The organism is Arsenophonus sp. PmNCSU2021_1, assembly GCF_036919435.1.
Classification (GTDB): Bacteria; Pseudomonadota; Gammaproteobacteria; order Enterobacterales; family Enterobacteriaceae; genus Arsenophonus; species Arsenophonus nilaparvatae.
On sequence record NZ_JAZHPL010000002.1, the window covers coordinates 23,853 to 44,489 of the forward strand.

Annotated in this window: 20 protein-coding genes, 1 tRNA gene and 5 pseudogenes; 13 read left to right on the plus strand and 13 right to left on the minus strand. The window is 41.2% G+C overall.

Annotated features, from left to right (window positions below; translation table 11 throughout):
• Positions 1–19: 19 nt before the first annotated feature.
• Positions 20–706 (minus strand): annotated as a pseudogene (locus tag V3224_RS01780) (IS701 family transposase); the annotation flags it as partial.
• Here V3224_RS01780 and V3224_RS01785 point away from each other — a divergent pair.
• The 4 genes and pseudogenes from V3224_RS01785 to V3224_RS01800 all read left to right on the plus strand — a co-directional run bounded on the left by V3224_RS01785 (position 691) and on the right by V3224_RS01800 (position 2,195).
• Positions 691–969: a hypothetical protein gene (locus V3224_RS01785; RefSeq protein WP_334468153.1), complete on the plus strand. Its 279-nt coding sequence runs from the start codon at positions 691–693 to the stop codon at positions 967–969. The pseudogene V3224_RS01780 and the gene V3224_RS01785 sit on opposite strands and share 16 nt — an antisense overlap.
• Positions 956–1,357 (plus strand): ATP-binding protein, encoded by a 402-nt coding sequence (locus tag V3224_RS01790; protein ID WP_334468155.1) that lies wholly within the window; start codon positions 956–958, stop codon positions 1,355–1,357. Before V3224_RS01785 ends, V3224_RS01790 begins: the two co-directional genes overlap by 14 nt.
• Positions 1,358–1,509: 152 nt before the next feature.
• Positions 1,510–1,914 (plus strand): annotated as a pseudogene (locus V3224_RS01795) (ATP-binding protein); the annotation flags it as partial.
• 62 nt (positions 1,915–1,976) lie between these two features.
• The gene (locus V3224_RS01800) at positions 1,977–2,195 is read left to right on the plus strand and encodes a hypothetical protein (protein ID WP_334468157.1); all 219 of its coding nucleotides are present in this window, start codon (positions 1,977–1,979) and stop codon (positions 2,193–2,195) included.
• On the opposite strand, the gene V3224_RS01805 is transcribed toward V3224_RS01800, so the two are convergent.
• Positions 2,188–2,948, minus strand: a protein-coding gene (locus V3224_RS01805; RefSeq protein WP_334468159.1) for an IS5 family transposase whose coding sequence is annotated in 2 segments (ribosomal slippage) — positions 2,188–2,610 and positions 2,613–2,948 — 759 coding nt in all. Because the reading frame shifts where the segments join, the coding sequence is not laid out codon by codon here. The genes V3224_RS01800 and V3224_RS01805 overlap by 8 nt on opposite strands.
• 135 nt (positions 2,949–3,083) lie before the next feature.
• Here V3224_RS01805 and V3224_RS01810 point away from each other — a divergent pair.
• The 4 genes and pseudogenes from V3224_RS01810 to V3224_RS01825 all read left to right on the plus strand — a co-directional run bounded on the left by V3224_RS01810 (position 3,084) and on the right by V3224_RS01825 (position 6,087).
• Positions 3,084–4,322 (plus strand): hypothetical protein, encoded by a 1,239-nt coding sequence (locus V3224_RS01810; RefSeq protein ID WP_334468161.1) that lies wholly within the window; start codon positions 3,084–3,086, stop codon positions 4,320–4,322.
• 1 nt (position 4,323) lies between these two features.
• Entirely contained in the window at positions 4,324–4,755 is a 432-nt protein-coding gene (locus V3224_RS01815) for a phage tail protein (protein WP_334468163.1), read from the plus strand.
• Positions 4,755–5,832: pseudogene (locus tag V3224_RS01820) on the plus strand (phage late control D family protein). The gene V3224_RS01815 and the pseudogene V3224_RS01820 overlap by 1 nt, the downstream one beginning before the upstream one ends.
• Before the next feature lie 39 nt (positions 5,833–5,871).
• The gene (locus V3224_RS01825; RefSeq protein ID WP_334468165.1) at positions 5,872–6,087 is read left to right on the plus strand and encodes an ogr/Delta-like zinc finger family protein; all 216 of its coding nucleotides are present in this window, start codon (positions 5,872–5,874) and stop codon (positions 6,085–6,087) included.
• 609 nt (positions 6,088–6,696) lie between these two features.
• Here the strand turns inward: V3224_RS01825 and V3224_RS01830 are convergent.
• Complete coding sequence (locus V3224_RS01830; RefSeq protein ID WP_334468167.1) at positions 6,697–6,870, minus strand: hypothetical protein; 174 nt, start codon at positions 6,868–6,870, stop codon at positions 6,697–6,699.
• 313 nt (positions 6,871–7,183) lie between these two features.
• Positions 7,184–8,188 carry a nucleoid-associated protein YejK gene (gene yejK / locus V3224_RS01835; protein ID WP_334468169.1) on the minus strand — a complete coding sequence of 335 codons (1,005 nt, stop codon included), beginning with the start codon at positions 8,186–8,188 and terminating at the stop codon, positions 7,184–7,186.
• Positions 8,189–8,436: 248 nt separating this feature from the next.
• On the opposite strand from yejK, the gene V3224_RS01840 reads away from it, so the two are divergent.
• The 4 genes from V3224_RS01840 to V3224_RS01855 all read left to right on the plus strand — a co-directional run bounded on the left by V3224_RS01840 (position 8,437) and on the right by V3224_RS01855 (position 11,920).
• Positions 8,437–8,664, plus strand: coding sequence for a DUF1414 domain-containing protein (locus V3224_RS01840; protein WP_032114647.1), 228 nt, complete (start codon positions 8,437–8,439; stop codon positions 8,662–8,664).
• 20 nt (positions 8,665–8,684) lie between these two features.
• Positions 8,685–10,430 carry an LPS biosynthesis-modulating metalloenzyme YejM gene (gene yejM, locus V3224_RS01845; protein ID WP_334468172.1) on the plus strand — a complete coding sequence of 582 codons (1,746 nt, stop codon included), beginning with the start codon at positions 8,685–8,687 and terminating at the stop codon, positions 10,428–10,430.
• A 74-nt stretch (positions 10,431–10,504) separates the two neighbouring features.
• A tRNA-Pro gene (locus V3224_RS01850) sits at positions 10,505–10,581 on the plus strand.
• A gap of 592 nt (positions 10,582–11,173) precedes the next feature.
• On the plus strand, positions 11,174–11,920 hold the full coding sequence (locus V3224_RS01855) for a BRO-N domain-containing protein (protein WP_334468174.1): 747 nt from the start codon (positions 11,174–11,176) through the stop codon (positions 11,918–11,920).
• 21 nt (positions 11,921–11,941) lie between these two features.
• Here V3224_RS01855 and V3224_RS01860 read toward each other — a convergent pair whose 3' ends face one another.
• The 3 genes and pseudogenes from V3224_RS01860 to V3224_RS01865 form a co-directional block, all read right to left on the minus strand.
• Positions 11,942–12,391, minus strand: a complete 450-nt coding sequence (locus V3224_RS01860; protein ID WP_334468176.1) for a tail fiber assembly protein — start codon at positions 12,389–12,391, stop codon at positions 11,942–11,944.
• Between the two features lies 1 nt (position 12,392).
• Positions 12,393–12,995: a gp53-like domain-containing protein gene (locus V3224_RS29665; protein WP_442889729.1), complete on the minus strand. Its 603-nt coding sequence runs from the start codon at positions 12,993–12,995 to the stop codon at positions 12,393–12,395.
• An 81-nt stretch (positions 12,996–13,076) separates the two neighbouring features.
• A pseudogene (locus tag V3224_RS01865) lies at positions 13,077–13,421 on the minus strand (phage head-binding domain-containing protein); the annotation flags it as partial.
• 167 nt (positions 13,422–13,588) lie between these two features.
• Here V3224_RS01865 and V3224_RS01870 point away from each other — a divergent pair.
• The gene (locus tag V3224_RS01870; protein WP_334468177.1) at positions 13,589–13,963 is read left to right on the plus strand and encodes a hypothetical protein; all 375 of its coding nucleotides are present in this window, start codon (positions 13,589–13,591) and stop codon (positions 13,961–13,963) included.
• Between the two features lie 11 nt (positions 13,964–13,974).
• Here the strand turns inward: V3224_RS01870 and V3224_RS01875 are convergent, their stop codons facing one another.
• The 6 genes and pseudogenes from V3224_RS01875 to V3224_RS29670 form a co-directional block, all read right to left on the minus strand.
• Positions 13,975–16,131 (minus strand): hypothetical protein, encoded by a 2,157-nt coding sequence (locus tag V3224_RS01875; RefSeq protein ID WP_334468178.1) that lies wholly within the window; start codon positions 16,129–16,131, stop codon positions 13,975–13,977.
• Positions 16,132–16,133: 2 nt separating this feature from the next.
• A complete protein-coding gene (locus V3224_RS01880) occupies positions 16,134–17,408 on the minus strand; it encodes a phage DNA ejection protein (RefSeq protein ID WP_334468180.1) in 1,275 nt (424 codons plus the stop codon).
• 12 nt (positions 17,409–17,420) lie between these two features.
• A complete protein-coding gene (locus V3224_RS01885) occupies positions 17,421–18,050 on the minus strand; it encodes a DNA transfer protein (RefSeq protein WP_334468181.1) in 630 nt (209 codons plus the stop codon).
• A complete protein-coding gene (locus V3224_RS01890; protein ID WP_334468182.1) occupies positions 18,028–18,495 on the minus strand; it encodes a DUF2824 family protein in 468 nt (155 codons plus the stop codon). Before V3224_RS01890 ends, V3224_RS01885 begins: the two co-directional genes overlap by 23 nt.
• On the minus strand, positions 18,495–19,025 hold the full coding sequence (locus V3224_RS01895; RefSeq protein WP_334468184.1) for a DNA stabilization protein: 531 nt from the start codon (positions 19,023–19,025) through the stop codon (positions 18,495–18,497). The genes V3224_RS01890 and V3224_RS01895 overlap by 1 nt, the downstream gene beginning before the upstream one ends.
• Positions 19,025–20,637 (minus strand): annotated as a pseudogene (locus tag V3224_RS29670) (packaged DNA stabilization protein). The gene V3224_RS01895 and the pseudogene V3224_RS29670 overlap by 1 nt, the downstream one beginning before the upstream one ends.

Genomic DNA, 20,637 nt, shown 5'->3' on the forward strand with positions numbered 1-20,637 from the left:
GCTTATCCCGAACTCAGGTTATGTAATCAATACGGCCGTTTTTGGCTGTAAATTTGAAAACGGTTACCCAACCATATCCTCGCAAGTGTATTGACGTTCCTTCTTCTGAGATGTCTAACTTGTTCAGTTGTTTGTTATGGTTAACAATCCTATTTTTCCTCAGCGTGGTTACCCAGATCCAACCATGAGAGCGGATTGATTTCAGGTTATCCAGGCTAGAATACCAAGCATCCATCACTACCGCTTCTGGCATGATCCCTCTTTTTTTAGCAAGAGTGAGCATTTCGGAAAAGTGCGTGTTTTTTGTTTTTCCATCAGAATCTTTATCATAAATACGATAATTGATAGGAATTGATTCAACCTTCGTCAGATCATGCCAAAGCAAATTAACTAAACCTATGCCAGCAATAACCTCATGTTCATTACCTGAATATTGATAATGGACCATCTCTATTTTTTTACTACGTGTTTTGGCAATCAATGTATCATCGGCAATTAGTACGCAAGGGCTTTTTTTGTCTATAGAAGGTTCAACTAATCGCCATAGGTCTTTAGGTCTAAAACATCTACTTTTTAGCCATCGGCTGACAGTGTCATGAGATAAAGGCGATGGGCTTACTTCTGATAACGCTAAACCAGAGTATCTTAAACTGCTTACTTGTAAGAATGTTTTATAGATATCTTTAATACATGGATAACCCGACAAAATATGAACACCCTGATTTTTTCTTGTTTTTAAATTTATACTTCTTTTTTGGAGATTGCGAAACTCGTGCTTTAGAAAAGCCAGCAGACAGATTAGCTAAGGAAGTTAAGTATCTTCTTCCCTTACCAGCAAGGGTTTGCCAATCTATCCCGCAGACTAATACGCTTAATATTCGTATCGTACCGCCCCTTGAATCTGTCAATTTGCAACACTCAATCAGCGTATATGAAGCATTGCTGGGAGGTGAACATGTTATTGCATGAACAAATTGAACACCTGTGTGAGTCATTGAAATTAAATTCTGTTCCCAGTCATTGGTCATCACTTGCAGAACAATGCATTGCCCAAGACAAAAGCTACGGAGAGTTTTTACTGTCCCTATTAAAATGTGAGCAACAACAACGAGATGAACGAACTCGTAATCTCTTGAGTCGGATGGCAGGATTCCCAGTACACAAAGAACTTAATACGTTCGATTTTAAGTTTGCAACGAGTGTTCCTAAACAACAAATACAGGAATTAAGCGCATTAACATTTATTGAACGTAATGAAAATGTCGTATTGCTTGGCCCAAGTGGTGTAGGTAAAACGCATTTAGCTATTGGATTAGGACACGAGTTTCGCACCAATAAAAAAGCGTTCTATTTTTAAGTTTAATTCAGCATAATATATAAATAGAAAAAATCTCATAAATTAAAAATAACTTATTGTAATTTAAGTAAATTTATACGTCTTAGCAAGTTACAGATTAATTATTGTTCTGAAGCCATTTCTAGAATTTTATATGCCCGTGCGAAACTTGTGTAGGATTAAAAGCAGTACAGGCTAGGAAGAAAACTCGCTTTACAACAGCGGCTGAACTGATGTTGCAACTCTCAACTGCCAAACGACAAAATAAGCTCAAACAATATCTATCACGTTCGGTGATGGCCCCGAAGTTGTTGATCATAGATGAGATTGGATACTTGCCGTTTGGGCGAGAGGAAGCAACCCTATTTTTTAATGTGATTGCCAAGCGTTATGAGCATGGTAGTGTCATATTGACGAGTAACTTATCATTTGGGCAATGGCCTGGTACTTTTGCTGATGACGCAACATTAACCGCCTCTATGCTTGATCGTTTACTTCATCATTCGCATGTACTGCAATTAAGCGGTGAAAGCTATCGATTGAAAGATAAGCGGCGATCAGGAGCAATAACCGAGTAAAACAGTGGATCAATTTTGATTGATCGTATTTAGATAAAAAGTGGATCAGTTTTCGGTGATCGTTGACAGTCACCTCCCATCTTATCCAGCAATTAGGTGGTGACCGAACCGGCACCGCGTTAAACAGTGCTTATCAGAATCTGGTAAAAGGCAAAACAACCCAGGGTGCGATGGAAAACCTGATGGGACTCGGTCTCTTGAAAAAAGGATCCGTCAAATACGGCAAAACCGGTCACGTTACCAAAATGAATAACGATGCGCTAGGGCCTGTCATCAAATAAGCCAGACGACGGCAGCGGCCAGATGGATAGCGCCAAGAAAGTTGATGGCGGTTTTATCGTAACGGGTAGCAATAGCGCGATACTGCTTCAGTCGAGCAAAGAAGTTTTCGACTAAATGGCGAGCTTTGTAGAGGTGTTTGTCATACGTGCGGTGTTGTTTTCGGTTCGAGCGAGATGGGATCACTACCGCCTTGCCTTTGTCTTTCAATGGCTGGACAAGGCGCTCTTGAGCATCGTAGCCTTTATCGGCAATAATCGTTTGGCCTTGTGTATCCTCAAGCAACACATCGGCACCTTCTAGGTCGTGGGCCTGGCCCGGCGTAAGATGAAAGCCTGTAGGGTTACCGAGAGCATCGACTGTGACATGAATTTTGGTGCTTAACCCACCGCGACTACGCCCGATAGCTTGTTTGTCTGTATCCCCCCTTTTGCTCCAGCGCTATGCTGATGGGCCCGCACTATAGTCGAGTCAATCATCGCATACTCGTTGTCAGCATCCTGCGCCAGGGCGTTGAAAATGCGCTCCCATACGCCAGTCTTGCTCCAGCGTGAGTGACGTAAGTGCACAATACGAAAGTCGCCAAAACGTTCGGGCAGGTCTCTCCAAGGAATACCTGTTCGATAACGGTAGATCACCGCCTCTACGAACAACCGGTTGTTACGTGCGGTCATGCCCACATGGCCTTTCCGTCCAGGAAGGAATGTCTCAATCCGAGCCCATTGATCATCTCGAAGTGCATAGCGACGCGTCATCTCTTTCTCTTTGGCCGAAGTGGATAATCATATATGGGGCATATCATACACGTTTATCCCGACATTTGATGACAGGCCCTAGTCAATGTAGAACTCTACAAGCGCGACCCTTTCCGCTATCTGATGGACGAAATTGTGCCGCGAATTCGAAAGAAATACCCGCAATTAACCGAATCGCAAATGGAAACAAAAATCGCGCAACTTATTTCCAGCCGTACCGGCTCGGATTTATTTGTGACGATGTATCGGGAACATGCCAACATTGAGAAACAAATCAAGGCCGGCAATGCCGCTTATGGCCTTGAGCAGCTGATTACCGAAGGTAAAAAAACCGCCCAGGTGCAACAGATTGAACTCGAAGCGAAAAAAGCCGATTTATACCGTGAGATGGGTGATAATCTGTTGCCGCTCTATACCCAGGGGCTTGAGATGCTGAACCAGCAATTAAGCAAATTAACGGATTTTTTCAAATCTCATCCCACAATGACCCGTTATTTTGGCGTGGCACTGGCTGGATTTGCGGCACTGATTACGATTGGTGGCGTCATGGCATTAACCATGGCGGCACTGACGGGGCCATTGACGGCGGTTAGACTGGGTTTGAGCCTGTTAAGTGCTGGCTTGCTCCGCTTAACCACCGTGGCATTAGCCAACCCGATTGTGTTAGGTATCACGGCGATTGCCGTCGCCGCGCTGCTGATTTACCGCTACTGGGATAACATCGCCCCCTTTTTCAAAAATCTGTGGAAAAAAACGTATCAGTTTTTCACCGACGGCTATCAAAAAATCAAAACCAGTATTAAAGATTTTGGCAGTGAACTGATTGATAACCTGAAAAATGGCGTGATGGAAAAATGGCAACAGTTAAAATCGTTGTTTTCCGAGATTAAAAACACCGTCACCGATTTATTACCCGACTGGATGGTCTCTGAGGAAACCAAAACCTTACGCGCGAACCAATCCTTGACAGTGTTAAATGCGGGCATAAAAGGGGCAGGGCTGTTTGATAAGGGTGGCATTATTCGTCGCGGAGCGGCGGGGATTGTTGGCGAGAACGGCCCTGAAATTGTTACCGGCTCTGCGCATGTATTAAGTCGTCGCCATACGGCGGCCTTTGCCGCTGCCGCCCTGACACTGAGCAATGCGTATGCCAACCAACCCATCCACCCTTTTGTGGCCGATAAAACCCAGGCGGTGGTTATCCGGACACCGCACACGACCGCCCCGTCAACAATTCACATTACCATTAATGCCGCCCCCGCCCAGTCGGCGCACGATATCGCACAGGAAGTGAACCGACAACTCCTTAAGCTTCAACGCCAGCAACAGGCGCAACAGCGAGGACGGTTTAGCGACAACCTGGAGGAATATTGATATGCCAATGGCCGCATTAGGACTGTTTGTGTTTCAGCTTAAAACCGCGCCCTATCAGACACTGCAAATCAATCGGCGCTGGCGCTATGGGTTCAACAGCCGATTAGGTATCCGACCTGCCTTTCAATTTATTGGGCTGGATAATGACGATATCACCCTATCAGGGGCACTTTATCCGGAATTGACGGGGGGCAGATTATCTCTGATTGCGCTCGAAGCGATGGCGGAAAGCGGTAAAGCCTGGCCCTTTCTGGATGGTGAAGGCAATATTTACGGCATGTTCGTGATAGAAGAAATCAGCCAAAGCAAAAGTCTTTTTTTTGCCGATGGCACACCGCGTAAGATTGAATTCAGCCTTAAGTTAAAACGGGTCGATGATTCGCTCTCCGCGATGTTTGGTGATTTAAGTGAACAGGTTAAGGGACTTTTCTAATGCCCTTTTTCAACACGGAGAATATCCCTGCGTTTGCACTAACGGCAGGCCGCAAAAATATTAATTCGCTGATTGAAGGCCGATTGATGTCACTGACGCTGACCGGATAATCGGGGATTTGAAGCCGACCAGCTAGACATTGAACTGGATGATAGTGACGGCAAACTGGCCTTGCCCCGACGCGGGGAAACCCTGACACTGGCGCTGGGCTGGAAAAACGAAAGTCTCATCCCGAAGGGGAAATTTATTGTTGATGAAATCGAATACAGTGGCGCGCCTGACCGTCTGACATTACGCGCACGAAGTGCTGATTTTCGCGCGACCCTCAATACGCGGCGAGAAGCCTCTTACCACAGTAAAACCCTGGAAGAAATTGTGCCCACGCTTGCCGGGCGCAATCAGTTAACCCCCTGTATTGATGCGGCGCTTAAGCCTATCCGAATTGCTCATATCGACCAGACAAACGAATCGGACGGCGCGTTTTTAACCCGACTCGGTCAGCAGGAAGGCGCGCTGGCGACGGTGAAAAATGACCAGCTGTTATTTTTGCAACAGGGAAAAAGCCAAACCGCCTCGGGTAAAAGGATACCGACGATGACCTTAAGTCGAAAAGACGGGGATAATTATTCGTTTTCACTGGCAGACCGCAGTGCTTACACGGGGGTGATTGCCAGTTGGCTGGACACCCAGCAGCCTGAAAAAAAACAAACCGTTAAAATCGCGCGCAAAAAGCCTTCTGCGTCAACAAAAAACAAACAGGGAGATTATTTCATCGGTGAGGAAGGCAATGTTTTGGTGCTTTCACATACCTACGCCAATCGTGCCAATGCGGCACGGGCAGCAAAAGCGACCTGGGCAAAAATTCAGCGCGGTATCGCCCGCTTTTCGATTCAGTTAGCCAAAGGACGCGCCGATATTTACCCCGAAACACCGATTAACGTCAGGGGCTTTAAACCGCAAATCGATAACGCCGACTGGATTGTGGTGAAAGTGACCCACAGTCTCAATGATAAAGGCTTTACCACCTCGCTTGAAATGGAGGTAAAAATCACCGATTTAGCGATGAAAAGTAACTAAATTGCTGGTAAAATAGCTGAAAAAAGGAGAAATGTCATCATGATGAATTGCCCCCTTTGTGGTCATGCGGCCCATACGCGAAGTTCCCACCAGATTTCAGAAAACACCCGTGAACGTTATAACCAGTGTCAGAACATTAATTGTGGAGCGACCTTCGTCAGCCACGAGAGCTTGACCCGCTTTATTGCAAAGCCGGGCAAGATTGACCCCGTCACCCCACATTGCACCGAGCAACAAATGTCACTCGCGGTTTAAAAGGCTACTATGATTTTTTCAAATGAGGATGAAAAAAGTGTATTTTAATCGAGAAATTAAAAACGATCACCGTGGATGATTTTAATGCCTTTCTTCATCATAAAAACATCACAACAATGTGCAGTATGTGTCATCAAGTAGGTGAACAGATTATTGATGAGACGGATTTTAAAAATATTATGAAAAAACCGTCGCTAACGTGTCATCACTGTGGTACTACGTATAGCGTTAGCGCAGTATTGCGGTGGTTAGCAGAGAATTAACGCTTGACTGTTTTGTCATAGTTTTGGAAAGGGGAGTGACATCCTTACGCTTTTTTCTGTTGAGAAATGCTAGATAGTTTAGATAAATATCCGTCATTTTTATTTTGGGTTTAATTTAATAACCAAAATGCCACCAAAAAATATAATTAAAACTAAAGCCCCAAAATTAAGATCAATCTGGTTACTTAAAATAAATCAAAAAGAAAAATATTTATTTTTAATCTTATTTTGGTTTATTTTTGGTAATAATATTTACACCAAAAAAGAAAGCAATTACTCTAAAAAATTCACATAATAGTATCAAAGGTGGTCATAAGCACGATGTTCAACAAAATTTAAAACACTATTAAGTATGATTTTCTGGCGCTTTATCTTTGCATTTGCAGACGAACTCCATTTTTTTATAACCCGTTTTTTTTGTCATCGCTTCTTCAATATGATTTAACGCATTGAGATCTGCTTCTGCCTGGTATTCTCTGACAGCATAGATGCCTCGTCTAAAAAATTTTTCCTGTTTCAATAAGCAACCCATAAGCTAATTTTATTCGTTCAAAAGGAGTTTTAGCATGGATTATAAGTAATAACATGGTGTTCACCTAGATAAAGAAGTTTCGGGCTTTAATCATATCCAAATACCCCAACAATTAACGTGTGTAGTTTTTGATACAAAGCCTATCTAACCTATTCTCTAAAAAAATACCGACTCAATTAGTCGGTATTTTTATATTAGTGTGGTCGATATGTGGACACTCGCGAAAACAAATCCTTTTGCTTCAAACACATAAATCATCATTTAGACGCCGCTTTTGCGGCGTTATTTGTTTTTACCATCATTAACGGCTTTTCTTGCCACGCCCTAATTGCTCACGTAAGTTTGGTGGTGTACCTTTAATTGTTAACGTATCCGTTGCCGGATCCCAAAAAACACGCTCATCAAGTAACAAAGCATCAAAGTTAATGGTCAAGCCACCACCACTACCTGAATATTTGGTTAATTGTTTGAGAGTCGTACGATCTGGTGGAAAACTTTCTGCCAATTGATAACCATTTTGTTGCGTAAATTCAGCAAAATTCTGCTCTCCTAAAGCAGGCAACTCTTTTGATAAACACTTTAATTCAATTTCTTCTCCGGCCTGTTGTTGCTCATTACAATAGCGATAAACTTGCTGGCGATATTCTTGTGTGGCGGCCTGGTTTAACTCAGACAAATCACAATAATCATTCACGGCTTGCAGTAATCCTTTATTCTGTATTTTAGCATTCATACCTTCGCTAGCTGACAGAAAATCCATAAAAAAATCAGATACTTTACGCCCGACGCGGCCCTTTAAAAAAGTTAAATAACGTTCAGAAGCGGGATTTCTTTCCCATTCTGTCAAGTCTATGCGAGCAACAATATCAACATGCGGAATATCAAGATAATGAGTAGTATTCAATTCCAGATTATCATTAACAAACATACTATTGCAGCTATTTAATACAGCTATCAATAAGTAATCTACCGCCAAATAACGATATTGACAAAACAGTACCACCCCACCTTCTGCAAACGGATATTTTGCCAATTCATCCCGCAAACGAATAGTAGCCGCACGGCTAAATCCCAAAAAGTTTTCATCTCCCTTTCTCAAAGCCACTAATGCTTCAGCTAATTCGCTCGCTTGATTAAAAGTGGCAAAGGCTTTACTTTTAGCGCCATAAATCCGATGCAATTCTGCCATCATTTCTTGCACTATATTATCCGTGCCTAATAAAGAATCACGCAGCACAACCTCTAGTGTTTGTTCATCACGTTTTATCAACTGATGTAAAGCAATCTGGCAAATATCCAGACTCATCATTTACTCCTTATTTTCTTTATGGCATAAAGATCAACGGTATTCAGACATCGATAACTTTTTCCGGCGGCTAAATGGATATAACATTTTTGTATTATGGGCATATAATAAGATTTGTAACTTATGGAAACCGGTCAATTTAAAATGTTACTAAATGAAATTATCCAGTTAAATTAGACAAAACAGCTACAGCAAAAAACACAATAATACGCTAAAATATAAAGCTTTATTCATTCAGGATTTTTATTATGCCACAATCATCCCGTTATAGTGATGAGCAAATTGAACATCTACTCCTAGAATTAGTCAAGGTATTAGAAAAATATAAAGCTCCAACTGATCTATCATTGATAGTATTAGGTAACATGGTGACAAACTTAATTAATACAACTGTTACACTGACTCAGCGTAAAACTATTGCAGAATCTTTCGCTCAGGCGTTACTTGCTTCTGTTAATGAAGAAAAAATTCACTAATTTAGCAGATAAAATATTACATGGTGACCAACTCTCGAAACTATCGTGAAAAAGTCTCCCAAATGATAAGCTGGGGACACTGGTTTACGTTATTCAATATAGTACTCAGTTTAGTATTAAGTAGCCGATATCTATTTGTTTTTGATTGGCCGGGTACGTTATTCGGCCGTATTTATGCTATTGTTAGCTGGCTTGGGCATTTTAGCTTTGTTATTTTTGCCTGTTATCTTTTAATCATCTTTCCTATTACTTTCATTATTGGTTCACAGCGACTGCTAAGATTTCTATACACCATCCTTACCACCACCATACTGACTTTTCTCATTTTTGATATTGCGTTTTTTTCGCGCTATAACCTCCATTTAACACCACTACTATGGGAGTTATTAATAAATCCTAAAAACGGCGAAATGGCGAGAGAATGGCAGTTGATGTTTATTTGTGTGCCTATCATTTTTTTAATTGAGATGTTATTTGCTACCTGGAGTTGGCAAAAATTACGCAGCCTAAACCGTCAACGATTCACTAAACCCTTGGCAGGTATCTTCATCACAGCATTTGTTGCTTCCCATTTAATGTATATTTGGGCTGATGCAAATTTTTATCGCCCAATAACTATGCAGCGAGCTAACTATCCCCTATCTCACCCAATGACAGCGAGAAAATTTCTTGAACGCTATGGTTATCTCGATCAAGTGGAATATCAACGCAAGATACAACAAGAAGGCAACCCTTCAGCACTGTCTATTGAATATCCACTCAAACCACTTAGCTATCAAAAACAAGCACCAAAGTATAATTTATTACTACTGGTCGTTAATAATCTTAACTATCAAGATACCACTGAAGGTATGCCAGCATTGAATACTGTTAAATCAATCAGTACGCAATTTAATCAACATCTCAGTGCAGGTATCCAAAACCAACGGGCGCTATTTAGCCTATTCTACGGTTTATCGCCTAGTTATTTAGATAGTATACTTAATAGCAGAAAACCTTCCGCCCTAATTGAAGCATTAAAATATCAAAACTATCAATTTGGTCTGTTTTCATCGAATGGTTTTAGCTCACCATTATTTCGTCATGCAATTCTGGCAGATTATTCGTTACCCGAAAATGCTACCGGTAATGATTATCAAACTACCAATGAATGGGTAAAATGGTTAGATAGCATAGAAAACCAGACTCGGTGGTTTTCTTTTCTTAATCTTAATGGTTTTGATAATCATAAATCGCAAAGTAATAATAAGTTACCATTAGATCATGAGATTAAACGCATAATTGATGCGCTAAAACAAAAAAATATGTTAAACAATACCGTTGTCGTCATTACGGCAAACCATAGTAGCAATCCAGAAACTCATGAAACAACAAAATGGTTCACTAACGGTAAATTTAATCTTAAACAAATGAAGGTGCCTTTATGGGTATATTGGCCTAATACCCCACCACAGCAAATTAATAAGCTAACCAGTCATCAAGATATTATGACCACCTTAATGCAGCGTTTACTTTATGTTGATAATTCACCAGAAGACTATTCTCAAGGAGAAGATCTTTTTACCCCTAAACGTAACCAACCCTGGGTTTTATCAGGTGATGAACAAGTACTAATTATTAACTTTACTAATAAAACGCTTTACCTTAATCAAAATGGTGAGGTTTATATCTTTGATGACAAAGGCAATAAAATAACAGATGAAAAACCTGATTTAACTCAACTGCTAAGAGCTTTTGCCGAATCTACCCGTTTTAATACTAATTAATGCTTAAAAATCAAGCGGTCGTAGTACTTGCTATTGATTTTAACCAAAAAAACGGTAGTATAGCGAGCCTATATCGGCATGTAGCGCAGCCTGGTAGCGCACCGTCATGGGGTGTCGGGGGTCGGAGGTTCAAATCCTCTCATGCCGACCAAGATTTACTAAGAAAACCAATCAGTTATGATTGGTTTTTTTGTGCCTGAAATTTGTAGGGGGAAAAACTAGGGAAAAATGGGGGAAAAACCCTCACTAAAAAATGATAAAAAAGCACAACTTTTTCAGCGAATTTTGCGCAATCAAATTACCTTTTTATAAAGTGTTTGCTAATCGTCATACTTATGAAAACTTTCTCTAAATACATTAAATATTCTTATTTATTTCGGGGTGTAACGCACGAGAACACACTTAGAAACTCTGAGAGCTACTTGTTGCCGATATGAAAACAGCAACAAACAAACTTGTTTAAATACCCATTGACGAAAGAAGAAATCATGCGCTATAGTTTATCTGCATCTGATAAATCAGATGTCGGGTTTCACAGCTCGTTGAAGTTAACCGCGACATATGCACACCGCGAGCGTGTTTTTTAATGTCGTAATCTAGCCACAATTCAATGGTGGGCTGGATGGGGCAGCTGAAAAGCTGGCCGATTGGTTAACTCGGTACTGTGAACCCTGTTCAGTTCACCCCCAGTAAGTTTCATAGCTTCGGTGGTGGAAATTTAAGTTAACCACTTGGAGGTCTCTATGACCACTTTAACTTTCCGTAACTACACCTTTTCACCTGTAACGTATCAAAATAAAATCTGGCTTACTTCTATCCAACTTGCCAAAGCATTAGAATATTCTAATCCTAAGTCAATTAGTAACCTCTATAATCAAAATATTGATGAATTTTCAATAGCAATGTCTCAGGTCATCGAATCAGTGACCTCAGGAAATTATCGTAAGAAGACTCGTATTTTCTCGTTACGAGGTGCTCATCTTGTTGCAATGTTCGCTCGTACGTCAGTAGCCAAAGAGTTCAGAAAATGGGTACTCGATATATTAGACAAGGAAATCGGTAATCCTCAACCCATACCCGAAGCCCACGAAAAATTTGGCAACAAAGATACACAAAATCTCGCCCGTATCATTGCACCGATGACACAAAACTTTCGTTTCAGGGATGCCTGGAATAATGCTATCTGGTATGCGTTAAGAGAAGTGACAGGTATTCCCTCACCTTATCCGATGGAAGTCAGACTAGTTCCTTCTATCGCTTCTGAATGTGAGCGTATTTGGCACGTAACGGAAGAGCTTCAAGATAAAATAGCCGATGCAGAGAAAACAGCGATTAAACAGATTATCCGCAAACGCGAAAATGCAGATAGAGTTATTGCTGAGATAGAAACTTTGTTATCTCAGACTACACAGGATAACCAGTTAATGCTAAATGGTGCCCTTTCAAATTGGCATAAAGCGGAATTGACCCACTTCCTCCAACGCTGCTAATAGGATGCCCCTGGGATGGGGCTATTCAGGCTTCTTAGGCCAATCAATCTCAGGCGCGGTTGAGGTATCAGTACGATAGACATTTAATCGATAAAGTTTCCAATTCCTAAGTTGCTTTATTTCGTCTTCTGTTGCCATCTCCAAATCAACCGCATCTTGTAAGGGAATAATCGCGTCAGTTGCCTCATGCATGAGCACTCTTTTTTCATTCTCAGCATCCGCGATTAATTCTTTCTTTGGTCTAGGGGGGATATCAACCCAAATTGGGTCACCATTTTCACTTGCCCCTAACATTTTACCGAGTGGGGCCTCCGAAAGCGCAAATTCATGATAAACGCTTTCAGGGACAGGTTTAGCATTATAATCCCAGCTACCGGCATTGATATAATCCATTTTCATTGAGCCTGCATACCAGGCTAACTCACTTGCACTAAAATACATTTGCTCTTCAAATCGATATGATGTCGCCATGTTATACTCCTATCGCCATCCAATAATAACCATCCATAAACGTATCGTTACTACCCCCCACACCCCTTACATAATAATTAAATCCCCTTGTCGTTACATCATAAGCAATTCCTACAAACATAGTGTCAGCGCTTGTATTATGTGCTTTAGAACTCGTCGTTATACTATAGACAGATGAAGAAAATGCAGTAGGAAAATTAATGGTATAAGAATTCCCTTCTTTTCTTTCTTTACTTCTATATCCCCATTGAATAATCAGGCCCGTATTTGGATCTTTAAGCCAACCATTTGCAGATTTTTTTACCGTCCATTTAGCCGAATTTATTTTTGCATCGACTTCTGTTTTAGTATAGTTATCTTCCTGTATTGCCAGCGTGCCATTTTTTTGCGGAAATATAACCGTTGTCTTTGAGCCAGTATCATGCACCTGGGTTCTTTTTGAATTTCTGACATAGGCAAATTCAGAGCCAGAGGAGCCATTTGTGCCGCCCAAATTAAAAATCGTATCACCTGTGGGCGATTCAACATTAAGTCTACCTACTTTGAGGGTTTCTTCTGAATTTTTCTTGGCATAGAACTCGTCACACGCTTTTTGGCTTATCACATCGGTTGTTGAGTCACCTGTCGTTTGTTTAATCGTTCCCTTTAATTTTTCAATATACTCAATATACTTTTCCGCCTGTTCTTTAAATCTATCAGGGTTATACTTTAATATATTTGGAAAATAGAACTGTTGTGCCCCATAAGCATCATAGACAGCCATTGAGTGGCCTTCTACTGTGACGAATTTGGATATCTGGCCATTATAAACTGGGAATCCAGATTGATTAATGATAATCGGTTGCGCAACGGGTATCGTTGAGCCATCTTCATTTTCAAGATATACTTGAATTTGATTCTGGGGTATGATTGGATCCATATCTATTTTACCGATATAGATTTTACCGTTTGTGCATGCCTGAAATTTTCGTCTCAGCGTAAATAACTGAGCAGGCATACTCACGACAACATTAGGGTTAATACCTGACATGTATTTCTCCATAAATATACAATTACACTATAATCAATTTTAATTTAGTGTTGGAAGTGTCACGACATGAATAAATTATCAATTATGATTTCTTTGCTTTTGGTTGGGTGTGCAAAAGTCAGTGACTATCAAGCCAATTGTGAGCAGATATATCCTAACTCAGCGAAATGGCTAACTGCCTTGATTCCAGCGTTAAGAACGATTCTCGCATGGCTTCTTCCTCCACTCCGAAACTGTATGTTTTGGCAGCAAAAATGTTAGGGCAACTTGTAGATCAGAAAAAAATCAGTGACCCTCAGGCTCGCCTTGAGCTGCAAAATTTATATGTCAACATTCAACGACAAGAAGCAGCTGACCAGCAGGCACAAGGAGCAGCTATTCAACAGGCGTTACTTGGATATCAAGCAATGAGCACTATGCAAGCTATAGAAAAAAAAGCAAACCGCCCTGAGATTTATTACCCACCTGCAACTTCACATGGTAACGTGTCAACAAACTGCTATCGCATGGGAAATAATGTGCAGTGTAACAGTTCATATTGATAGAAGGGTTATTATTCTTCTTCTTTATCACTGGTACCCGTCAAAATAGCTATTATTCCGGTCATTCTTAATGCGTTAATTTCCGCTGGAGTCAATTCCTCTCTTAAGATTTTTGTAACGTTAGGATTTGCCATTAATCGTTTCTCTGCCGCTTTCATGGCTGCATCTGAACCTCCTGCCCGAACAGCCTTTGTTCCTTCCTTTATAGCCTTTTGAACTACATATTTAACACTTCTCTTTTCTATGGCGCTTTCAATCAACCGACTAAATAGGTATTTGCCTGAAGCAATCGCCACTCCGCCTATACCTCCAAGGGCTACAGCACCGCCACCTATAGCAAGATCAAGTCCTCTATTCTCGGATGCCTTAAGAATCTGACCAGGAACACCGCTTATGCCTGATTCAAGCTCTTTTAAGGAGGTCGCCGTTCTACCCGTTTGCTCTACCTTTTTAAGATATGCGCTGGACGCTCTCGCGAGCGTGCCGTATGAAGAAAGGAGATCCGCCTCTTCAGGTAAATACTTCCTAATAGCTGAAATATTTTGTGGCGTTAAAATTTCGCCTATATTCTTAACGCCAGCACCTAAAGATTCACCTCCCCTAGAACCTTTTTCAACCGCCCTGCTTAAAGCAGATGCAAGCATTACTCCCCTTTCTTTTTCAGGTAACGACATCATCATTTTATGTACAGGTGCAACGCCATTTTCAGACGCATTGCGTAACGCAGAATTTAAGTTTTTGACAAACAGGTCATTGTCCATTAGCTTGCCAAATGCCGCTTTTGTTTCATCTCTCATTGAAAAATATTGCTTAGAGAGATTATTTGCTTTTTCCCATTCGTCGATGAAGCCATATTTATCGGCCATGCCTTTCATATCTTCAGTAAGCGCATTACGAACTAGAATGATCTTACGCGCCCTGTTATCTTTCCCGTTACGGATTGCTGTGCCTATAGAATCATCTAAATCGCCCCTCCATTCCTTCATTTGTTCAAAGGTGAGTGGTTTTTTAGAATCGGAAAGAAATTTCTTTACCGTTGGATCATCTATTCGAGAAAATGACTCATCAGCCAGCATTTGCCCTCTTGAGTTTAAGGCCTTCTCTTTTGTTGATGGGTTGGATGTATTACGCATGTTTTTCCATGCTAAATCTTTTTTCTCCTCAAGGGATTTTAGATTTTCTACAACCCTATCCCTTATTGAGGCCGTTTTTTCAGATGACGTTCCTGTTTCAGCTCCAAGCCTTTTAAGATCACCTTGCAACTTACGTGTTAATTCATTAAACCCTTTTTCTTGAGCATCACGAACAGGACCAGCAACAGAAGATAAGACACCTTCAACATCTTGCAGTCCAGGATTTCCACTTCTCTGCCCTGGAGTTAATGCGTTTATATCTACGCCTGCTAACTTGGCAGCATCATCTACAGAGGGGCTTACTTCTGAAAACGCACTATTTAACGCCTTACGACCCGATGAAGTTTTAGCAGCGTTAACTATCTCATTATTGGTTCTTGGGATACTTGCTTCAGATGCAGTTTGCTCTATATTTCCTGATAACTTACCAGCTACCGTATTATAAGCACGACTAAGTAAAGGAGCCGCTGCTCTAGCTAATCCACTACCCGTCACACCCACACCGAGATCAGTCGCTAAACCTTGTCCATCATCGGGCTGGCTATTCTGTGCTAATGCACCTACTGCATTTTCAGCAACCATATCCGCTAATTTAGTTGCACCACGCTCTAGTCTTCCCGCATTCGCAACCGATCCTAACGCTGCTGCTGCCCTCTCTGCGCCAATACCAGGAATAAGATAAGGGCCAATTTCAGCCCCTAACTTTGCATACGGATCTTGCGGCTTTAAATTATCAGGTAACTCTAACCGCTGTGCAGGTGTATAAGCACCATCGCCAATACCTAACTGATTGCCCGCCCATGAAGCACCTGACATAAATGCATCTGCAATTTCAGGAATAATATTTGCAGCATTAACACCTGTTTGCAGAAGACCTTTTCCAGCTTCTGCAATCGGGTTGCTTTCCTGATTTTGAGTAGATCGTCTTTGTTGAATTAATCCCGCAATTCGTTGAGCACCCGTCTTATCACCTGCTGAATCAGCATTTCTTAATGCAGTAAAAAGCTGCTCTTCTGAATACTCATTGATAGCCATGATTACCTCGGTAAATATTTATTTAATAATTCATCATCTGAAATATTTGAACTATCAACATTATTATTTTCAGTTGTCTCTGCTGCTTTAAAATTTGGATAAATTTGCTTGAAATTAGTATTCAGCCTATTTTTACTGCTATTTGCATTTTTTATAATATTTTGTAATGTTTTTCTTAAAGCTTCAGGCGACTGTTTTTCACTCAAATTACCCAATGAATTCTGTAATGAACCAAATTCTCGATTAGTGGTATTTCCTAATCCAGAAGCTCCATTGGCTGACAATTCTTTCATTGAACTGAGTGTTTGCAGTCCTATTTGATCTTTCAAATTGTTAATCTGTGCCGCTAAATCTGCTCTGGCAGTACCAGGAATATTGGGCATTATACTGCCTGCCCCCACCGTCCATTGCAGATGGGGATTATCCAATATACTTTGCGCTTGTTGAGCTAATCTATCTGCATTGTCATTAATGGTATCAATCCGTTTTCTATCATTAATCGGGGCAACCCGTTTCTTTTCATTTGCTTCATCTATCTTTTGCTGATTAGCGGCTATTTGTTGTGCTAATGTTTGCCTTCGTAGTTCGTTAGTCGAATTTTGTGCTTGACGATCAAGCTTTTTATTTTCTAGTTCTGCTTTCCTTATTTCTCTATCTAAAGTGGCATTCTGAGCAGAAATATTCTGACCACGAACTGTTACCGCCAGTTTATCTCTATCAATGTCACGACCTTCCTGTTTATCCTGAACGTCAAAATAGCTCTTTGGATCCGCATGCAGATGAATTAAATCGGTCATTTTATCAAACTGCTGAGGGTCTTGCTTGTAGGATAAAAAAGCCTCCTCAGGTGTTAAACCGAATTGACTTAATAAAGGTGCATTTTTCTGTAGAGAAGCGATAAGAGACTGATCCCCACTTTTTGCAGCAAGACGTAGATCCATTGCGGCCTGCCCAATAGCCTGATTTCTATCCTTATCAATAAAACCCATCCCTTTTTGAATGCGCTCGATTTGTTCAGGGTGAGCGGCTGCCAATTGCTTCATGGCATCACGATCATTCGCCGCATAAGCCGCCCCAAATGATTTCATAAAATCCGCTTCTGCCTGCTGTTGTTTGTTCGCCTCTAATCGCTCAGAAATGGCCCCTAAACCCTCTGCTAACATCACACCCGTATTAGGACGTTCAGCATATGGTGGGACGGTGGGCAAACCTAATCCCCCCGCAGTTTGATTAGCTACTAGCTGACTTGGTAAACCTGCCAGTTGAAACGTTGCCATAGAAACTCCAGATTAAAATAAACCACCTAATGCAGCTAAACCACCACCAATCACCGCACCCCATGGGCCACCAATAGAACCCTTCATCGCTCCAACGCTTGCCCCTGTTAAAGCACCCGCCATACCACCGCCTAACGCGCGGTGAAATCCAGAAGGCTGATTGGCGGCTCCCGCATTAGCCGCCCCAATGTTCTGTAACAATTGACCCACATTATTCGCATAATTTTGACCCGCAGACGCTTGTCCACTTGCCGCATTCATGCCAATACCCACCAGATTACCAAAATTTTGCATCTGTCCCGATAACCAGTTTTGTCCTAATGTAGGGGCAATTGTTGCTAATTGATTACCTGTTGCCGTAGAACCCAAGCCACCTGTTGCTTCGGCGGCATTTAAACTTTGATATCGGGCTTGATTGGCTAAATCATTGAACTGCTGGGAGTGGTAAAATTTGTTTAATGCCTGTCCTTGACCGTCTAATGTGGTCAGATTTTGCAATTCACCTAATGCCGGTGCGCCAACTTTCATATAAGGTGCCAGATTTTTCATCACCTGGTTCCATTGGTCTCTTTGCAAGTCTATCGCTTCACGGGATGCTCTGGCCTGTTCGCTAGCGCCATTATCTCCTCCGCTTCCACCCATCTTCTAATTCCTCTTTGGTGACCTGATACATTGTCATATTGATGTGTTGATTACCTGCGGTTAGTGCATTGTCGATCACACCGACTCTTCGCATATTCATTAATTGACAGATAATTTTCCCCCACGGCGTTTTTTCAGGAACATACGTAATCACGGTGGAGAAATTGAGATTATCCATCAACCATTTTGAAAAGTTTCTTGTTGCTCTCAAGGCGTATTTACCGCGGAAGCCAGGATCAAACACCGGATGAACTTCAATTAACTTGTTGCGAATAAATTCAATTGAGAAAAAACCAACCAGCATTACCCCTTCATAAACACCGACATAAAGCTGATTGTTCTTTAATTGATAATCCCCGTTATTTTCCATGGCGTAACCGATCTTGGTTTTATCAGAAAAAAATCGATAAAACTGTTCAATATTTTCGATAACTTTGATTTCCATCAGTCAATTAATCCGTGTGATCTCAGTGCATCTTCTAATGCCTTAATACGTTGTCTTGCTGCGACTAATCCATTACTTAAATTCTGAACTTCAGACCGATTGTAAGTTGTGCCTACATTGAAGGATTGATTCGCATTGAAAGCCACTTTCAACGCTGTGCCTGTAGCAGCAGTGAATCCAGTAACACGTTGACCAATGACTTTTGTGCCATTGACAGAGTAAGCAGTATTGACATTAAGAGGAGATGATAACGATTGCAATGCGGTTTGAGATTTAGAAATATAGTCTGCCTGAACCGCATTAATCTGCTGCGCATGTTTGGCGAGGACACTATCTTGCTCATCATTTCTTGCTTTCGACTGGTACGCATCGTCCGCCGCTTCATTGGCTTTACCTGCCACCCTACCCATATCCGATAAACTGTTTAATACAATCATGCGGTAAGCGGTAGAAAAATTAGCGGGTAAAATCGTTGGGTCAATGTGAGTGACCTGGATTTCAACGGGGTTAAAAGTATTACGTGGGGTCATTATTCCATCCTTATTGATAGATCGGACAAGGTCACCGGTGAGCGCGTAATAATGCGGATTTTAAAGCCAATATTTTTTCTCACTCGCCCAATACGTCGCCAGATAATTCGTTTGTCATACTGAAAAGGTGAGTTTTGTTCTATTAGTTGTTCTCTGCCGTAATTAATCCCATCTGTTGTTGCGGATAGAAATAGTTTGTCAGCAATCTGAGCAACACCGGTTGAGGCTTCCAGTTCAAAATCAAATAATCTTGCATTGTCAGCTTTTATCATTGGCGTATAAAGAAGATGTTCTGTCGATTGTTCATATTGATTTGATGCATTGAAAACTAAAAGACCAATAACGCCTTCTTTCTTGTCACCTGCGGTTATCTGATTATCAAAAAACATGAAGTCAATCGCGCGATAAGGTTCATCATAAAATCCGCTTTTCAATAATGACCATTGCGAATATTGATGGCTGGCCGAACCATCAAAACAAACTGTGTGTTTCGGCAGGTGAAGGAGTAATAATTCATGGTTATCAAATTTAATGGACTCCATCACTGATGTAGATAGTTCTTCAGCAGAATAATGACTGATTATTTTATCAATGGTGGCGGTGGATATTTTACTTCACGAGTTTCGCACAGGCCTATAAAATTCTAGAAATGGCTTAAAAGTAATGATTAATCTGCAAGTTACTGAAATGCATAAATTTACTTAATTTACAATAAGTTATATTTAAGTTATAAGGTTTTATCTATTTACATATTATGCTGAATTAAACTTAAAAATAGAGCGTTTTTTTATTGGTGCGAAACTCGTGTACTTTTTTCACCCGCCCCGATGAGATAAACAGCGGGTTGACCTGTTGATTGATGGCTCAGAATGGCGTATTTATCCTGATAACGACATTTACAATCCCGACCGGCAATACCCGACTGAATCATGTAGGCTGGCTGAGCCAGGTAGATAGGTTGCGAAGCTTCAGCCGATCCGGTCAAGGTAAAATATTCTATGCTTGATGAACCAAAACAAATTATCAAATCTCGCCATGAGTCGACGGAAACAATCCCATCCGGTTGGGATTAAGCACGATAAAAGGGGCGATATCTATCCGGTTTTGATTCATCTTCCAGATCAGTCACACCAAATCGTTCACCGCCTTTTTGTAGCCAGATGTAACGTCCCCGATTTCGACAGACATCAATCACTTCGCCTAAATCATATTGCGGGTATTTATCCTTTGGCCAGTTTGATAATTCCTTCTCTGTACCGTCATATCGATAAAACTTGAGGTTACCGTCAAAGCAAACCGCCTGACTATTGCTAGAATGGGAGAGTGAAACTCTGTCATTACCTAAAATGTCAGCAATTTCTTTCCCATTAAGATAAAGTGTATTGCCACAGACTCGATAGATGGTATTATTTTTGGTATTAAATTGCACACCACGGGATATGCCGTTCACTGCCTGTTTTTTTTCTATTCCAGGGAATGATCTTAAATAACCCGCAGCATTAAGCACCTCTTTGGGTGCTGCCAACATATTCACGGGTAAAGCATCAATATAATCGGCGGTCTTGACATCTTTAGCTAATCCTTTAGCCAGGGGTAATTTGATTATCGGCAT